This window comes from Vibrio sp. YT-16, from assembly GCF_033337405.1.
Classification (GTDB): domain Bacteria; phylum Pseudomonadota; class Gammaproteobacteria; order Enterobacterales; family Vibrionaceae; genus Vibrio; species Vibrio alginolyticus.
In genome coordinates, this window is record NZ_JAWOQQ010000038.1 from 1 (window position 1) to 5171 (window position 5171).

7 protein-coding genes and 1 pseudogene are annotated in these 5171 nt (G+C 40.1%); 7 read left to right on the forward strand and 1 reads right to left on the reverse strand.

Going from position 1 to position 5171, the window contains the following annotated elements; translation table 11 throughout:
* Positions 1 to 201: 201 nt before the first annotated feature.
* The 4 genes from R7F07_RS24315 (at position 202) to R7F07_RS24335 (ending at position 2676) form a co-directional block, all read left to right on the forward strand.
* Entirely contained in the window at positions 202 to 609 is a 408-nt protein-coding gene (locus R7F07_RS24315; RefSeq protein WP_171343477.1) for a hypothetical protein, read from the forward strand.
* 129 nt (positions 610 to 738) lie between these two features.
* Entirely contained in the window at positions 739 to 1317 is a 579-nt protein-coding gene (locus R7F07_RS24320) for an ankyrin repeat domain-containing protein (protein ID WP_017821397.1), read from the forward strand.
* Between the two features lie 137 nt (positions 1318 to 1454).
* On the forward strand, positions 1455 to 2015 hold the full coding sequence (locus R7F07_RS24330; protein WP_213877962.1) for a hypothetical protein: 561 nt from the start codon (positions 1455 to 1457) through the stop codon (positions 2013 to 2015).
* A gap of 193 nt (positions 2016 to 2208) precedes the next feature.
* Positions 2209 to 2676, forward strand: a complete 468-nt coding sequence (locus tag R7F07_RS24335) for a hypothetical protein (RefSeq protein ID WP_171343478.1) — start codon at positions 2209 to 2211, stop codon at positions 2674 to 2676.
* A 219-nt stretch (positions 2677 to 2895) separates the two neighbouring features.
* Here R7F07_RS24335 and R7F07_RS24340 read toward each other — a convergent pair.
* Positions 2896 to 3199, reverse strand: a pseudogene (locus tag R7F07_RS24340) (hypothetical protein).
* 245 nt (positions 3200 to 3444) lie between these two features.
* Here R7F07_RS24340 and R7F07_RS24345 point away from each other — a divergent pair.
* From R7F07_RS24345 to R7F07_RS24355, 3 genes are all read left to right on the forward strand, one after another.
* Complete coding sequence (locus R7F07_RS24345) at positions 3445 to 3786, forward strand: SH3 domain-containing protein (protein ID WP_017635398.1); 342 nt, start codon at positions 3445 to 3447, stop codon at positions 3784 to 3786.
* A gap of 139 nt (positions 3787 to 3925) precedes the next feature.
* Entirely contained in the window at positions 3926 to 4468 is a 543-nt protein-coding gene (locus R7F07_RS24350) for a GNAT family N-acetyltransferase (RefSeq protein ID WP_031841509.1), read from the forward strand.
* Between the two features lie 136 nt (positions 4469 to 4604).
* Entirely contained in the window at positions 4605 to 4970 is a 366-nt protein-coding gene (locus tag R7F07_RS24355) for a hypothetical protein (RefSeq protein ID WP_031858551.1), read from the forward strand.
* The last annotated feature ends 201 nt before the right edge of the window (positions 4971 to 5171 follow it).

The window sequence follows — 5171 nt, forward strand, 5'->3', positions numbered from 1 at the left end:
GTAGAGAACTTTAGTTGCTGCTAAAGTCTGGGTCTCACCTTACCCGAGTCGAGTGCTTATTATCCATACAAACTGTTCAAGAGGGATTCGCAACGCGTGGCATTTTCACTATGCGTTGGTTTAAGTGATTAAGGTGGTATGCGGCTACTTCGGTATTGCGTTGCTCACCCCTTAACAGGGCGTTATAACTCAGGAGGAAGAGTGGAAAATTTCCCGATAGAAAAGCTCAAATTTACAAGTGCAAAGATTTCTGACGTCGATGGTGACGTTTCACTTGAGATAGGAATAGAGCCGTTTGAACTTAGTCTAGACGACTATTCTGAGAAAATAGAAACTGTAATTAGCCTAAACGGTATAAATTTACCTACCGAACGTAACGAACTTGCTGGTAGAACATTTACTTTCCCTGTAAACCCAGATGACGGGTATATTGATGGGTCAGTTTACTTCTTTGCTGCTCATAGTCCTGTTGATATAACTGAAATTAAATTTGGCGAATCGACAAATGGAAAGTTACCTATGACACTTGAATCATCATGGGTACTGGAATTTGAGCTAACAGGGTTTAAAAACTTACATACAACAATCCACACGTATCTGAAGTTATAACAAACTGTTTAAGAGTGATTCGCAACGCGTGGCATTTTTACTATGCGTTAGGTTTAGTGGTTAAGGTGGTATGCGGGAGCTTCAGTATTGCGTTGCTCACACCTTAACAGGGCGTTAGGAGGGATTATTTTGAAGCGATTTTTACTAGCAGCTTTATCCATAGTGTTTTTGACAAGTGATTCAAGTTCTTGCAAAAGCAGAAACGACCCTAGTAGTCCTATAAATATCGCAATTTATCAGATGATTGAGGGAAAAAGCAGCTCGTATGCTCAACGTTTGTTGAAGAAGGGAATGGACGTTAATACAGTCAATTCATGTGGAGCGTCACTATTACTCATGGCGTCATTTCTTGGTGACCATGAACTGGTAAAAACTTTACTATCAAGTGGTGCGCTCCCCAACATACAGAATTATGAAGGGAACAGCCCAGTTTTTGCATCTGCTAACTTCTCCAATAACAAAATATTAAAGCTACTTCTTGATAATGGAGGTGATCCCAATTTACTTCTTACTCAGGAGTATGTTTACAACTCACCATTAATGATTGCTGCAATCAATGAGAATATCGAAGGTGTTAGGTTATTATTAGAGGCGGGAGCCGATTGTAATTACCGCAATCAATTGGGAAATTCAGCAAGAAAAATTGGTGAGGCTTCATTGAATTTAGAGCTGAAAGCATTGCTTATGGCGTGCGACAATCCCACCTAACAAACTGTTCAAGAGGGATTCGCAACGCGTGGCATTTTTACTATGCGTTGGTTTTAGTGTTTAAGGTGGCATGCGGCGGCATCGGTATTGCGTTGCTCACCCCTTAACAGGGCGTTAGGCTTTACTAAGGATTAAAGATGGAAATAAGAGTTAATGAACACGGATATCCAATTCTCGATCAGTTTAGCGAAGAGGGATTTATTGATTGCGTACTGAAAATTAAAAATCTAAAAGAGACTGATAACTTATATAAATTTGATCTCCGTGCGTCTTACAACGGCAATGAACTTGGGTTTAAAGTCGAAGTCGTTAAAGGAATTAAAAGTGGTTTTGATTCCGAAATGTGTCTCATACAAGAGCGAGTTTATAAAAAAGGCGTTAAGTTTTTGCGCTCCGGTTCAGAAAGTGACAATTTACTAATTGTTTTAGCCGAGCTTTATGGATTTAGAGAGGTTTCTCTTCGAATGTCAGCAGAGGAAACATTTACAGGGATCGCCCTGCATCAAGGTGAAATTGATATGACATCTGAGCCTGTTAAAATTAAATTATTCGGAAAAGATCAAGACGAAGATTTAGAAGAAAACTATTTCGAATCATTTTTTAATTTGGACTTAAAGAATGGTTTTGTATTTTGGAACGAGAAAGACCAAGAGTACAGACTACCGTTAATACGGGGGTTATCAGAACCACAAGCCTAACAAAGCATTTAAGAGTGATTCTCAACGCTTGGCATTTTTCATTCCATCGTTGGTTTTAGTGTTTACGGTGGTATGGTTGGGTTTCATGGTAGCGTTGCTCACACCTTAATGCGGCGTTATGTTTACATATGGGATTGATCGAATATAAAGATGGTTTAAAATACGATTGCCTATATATTTTGAGTCACAGAAAGTGGACAATGCTCGTATTATCATCTCGCGCCTAAAAGAATGGGCGAGATCAAATCAAGTACCAATTACCCAAGAGTTAAATCAAATTGACCGAAAGTTGGCTGAGTTTTATAAATGTTCAATATCGGTCAGCGCTAAAAATCTTACCCAAAAGCAGAGTAGCAAAAAGTCTAAAATTAAGAGGAAGCCCAAAACAGTTGTTAATAATCCGATAGAAAGCTGCCTTGACAAAATTAACTTCAATATCAAAAAAGTGATAATCCCAGTAAAGGGTTCCTGTCACTTTTGTAAAGTAAAAGGTATTTCTCAGGATGCATACAAACTTACAAATAACCAAACCGCAATTGTTTGTTCAAAGTGTGTAAAGAAGCAGCGAAAGATAAATAGCCAGAAAAATAAAGTTATTTATGTTGATGCTATGGAACGCCTAGTGCCTGGAAGTTATGGCAGCGGTAAAAAAGCGCGATAAAATGTAAACATAACAAACTGTTCAAGAGGGATTCGCAACGCGTGGCATTTTTACTATGCGTTGAATTTAGTGGTTAAGGTGGTATGCGGCGGCTTTGGTATTGCGTTGCTCACCCCTTAACAGGGCGTTAGTCGCCAGAAAAAGCTAGTAATCAAAATCATGTTTCTTAGCTCAAAATTTGGCAGCTGTTTGTTTGGTATACAGATTCATCGTCGATGGTCAAAACTCAGTTTCTGCTGTTTTAACCCCAAAGCTTGGCAAGTGTCCTAGCGGTTGTTTTGTCCTTTGGTGCTGACAGAACAGGGCAGTCGAGAGTCTGTTTTTGGTTGCAACTCTGCTCGGTGAGTTTGTTGGGTACAAAAGCCGATTTACTCGCTGAAATGACGTTTTCTCTGGTGTTGTAAGTTCCACGTGGTTTCAGTGACTTTGTTGAAAGTCCGTACTGTGAGATTGGCTTTCCAAAAGCGCTTTTTGGTGTTGTCAGTCCGTTTTCTACGACGTTGTTTGTTCTAAGTGGTTTCATTGAGTAGCCGCTTTGAGACTACGCCTGACTTAAATGCATCAAAGCACATAAAGTTTGTTGTTCGCAAAGTTTAGTTCGGCTTAAAATTGTCGCTCGGTGCCTCGCGACTAACAAACTGCTCAAGAGGGATTCGCAACGCGTGGCATTTTCACTATGCGTTGAATTTAGTGATTAAGGTGGTTTGCGGCGGCTTCGGTATTGCGTTGCTCACCCCTTAGCAGGGCGTTATGTACTTTGGAGAAAATATGGAAGTAGTCGCTACGGAAAAACACGTCTCAGAATATCCCAATCCGTTTTATTTGAAACAAGGTGATAAAGTGGCTCTCGGTGCAATTGACGACGAGTTTCCCAATTGGATTTTTATAACCAGTAGTGAAGGTCTGCAGGGTTGGGCTCCAGTTCAATATATCGAAAAGATTGAAGGAATCTCAGAAGGTGTTTTGCGTTATGACTATGACAATGTGGAGCTCAATACAGTCATTGGTGAAAAGCTGTCAGTGCAGTTTGAACTCAATGAGTGGTATCGAGTTTCGAGGTCAACGGGTGAAATTGGTTGGGTACCAGTGCGCTCGGTACAACGTACATAACAAATTGTTCAAGAGTGATTCGGCACGCGTGGCATTTTCACTATGCGTTAGGTTCAGTGGTTGAGGTGTTATGCGGAAGCTTAGGTATTGCGTGCCTCACACCTTAACAAGGCGTTAGGCTTCAAGGAGGAATTTGTTAGTGTTGATACCACAATGGGAATCCAAAAATTTGGTTTTCACTGAGTTTTCAAGTGATGAGGCGGAGCTAGCCAAGTCAATCTTTGACAGTAACTTAAATGTAAAAGCAATGGACCCAACGTTTAGGGAATGGTCTATCACCGAGTATGAAAAATTAATAGCTGAAAGCAACAAGTCAAAATTATCTGACGAGCAAGGTGCATTTTACCTAAGAAAAATTAGCACAAAGAAAGGTCAAGTGGTTGGTTATATACAGATGGAGTTTCATGCTCCGTCAACTGGCACACTTTGGCTTCCTATGTTAACAATTTTACCGAGTTTTAAAGGTAAAGGCTTGGGTTCAGAAATAGTTAGTAGTGTTATTGCCGTAGCCTGTGAGTACGCAAATCTACAAAACGTAGGTTTAAATGTTTATGCAGAAAACATTTCTGCTTTTAGGTTCTGGTACAGACAAGGTTTTACGCAAATTCGAGCTTTCGATCAAGAAATAGAATTCGGCAAAGAATACAATTGCTTAGTGCTATATCGTGAGCTGGAAGCCTAACAAACGCTTTAAGACGGATTCGCAACGCGTGGCATTTGTGGTTTGTGGCAACTTTAGTGATTTAGGTGGTATGCGGAAACATCGGTATTGCGTTGCTCACCACTTAAGCGGGCGTTAGCTTTCACGAGGAAAATACATGTTTACATTGCTAGGAATTATAATACTGTTAGTGATTGCGTTGGCTTTGCTGATGAACTATTTCCTATGTCGTGATTTTTATAGTTGTTGGAAAGAGTATGCTCGTACAAATTGGCAAGTACAGGGTAAACCTAGTTTTAACGAATTTTATCAGAATCAGCTTGGTTTATTTCGCACAATAGTTCTTGGCTCTGAGTTGGATTGTGTAGGTTCACAAGAACTGGTTGATAAACGTAAGTACGTGAGATGGACATGGTTAGTTGTACTCGCCATGTTGTTCTCTGGTTGTGCATTGGTTGGTTTTGAAGCTGATTTGCGTCCGGCTAAATGGGCAATTATTCCGATTGATAATATTAGGTTTTAAGCCCAAAAAGCTAACAAACAATTTAAGAGTGATTCGGCACGCGTGGCATTTTTACTATGCGTCGGTTTAAGTGACTAAGGTGGTATGCAGTAGCATCGGTATGGCGTGCCTCACACCTTAATTGGGCGTTATACGAATAGAGGGAAATTATGTACAAAAATACTGATTTTAACTTGGATTCAAAAGAGTTCAGGTTTAAGA

What these genes read in the sequence shown, in the direction of transcription:
- R7F07_RS24330 (WP_213877962.1), top strand. Translation starts at nt 1,455, where the DNA reads ATGGAAATAAGAGTTAATGAACACGGATATCCAATTCTCGATCAGTTT.
- R7F07_RS24345 (WP_017635398.1), top strand. Translation starts at nt 3,445, where the DNA reads ATGGAAGTAGTCGCTACGGAAAAACACGTCTCAGAATATCCCAATCCG.
- R7F07_RS24355 (WP_031858551.1), top strand. Translation starts at nt 4,605, where the DNA reads ATGTTTACATTGCTAGGAATTATAATACTGTTAGTGATTGCGTTGGCT.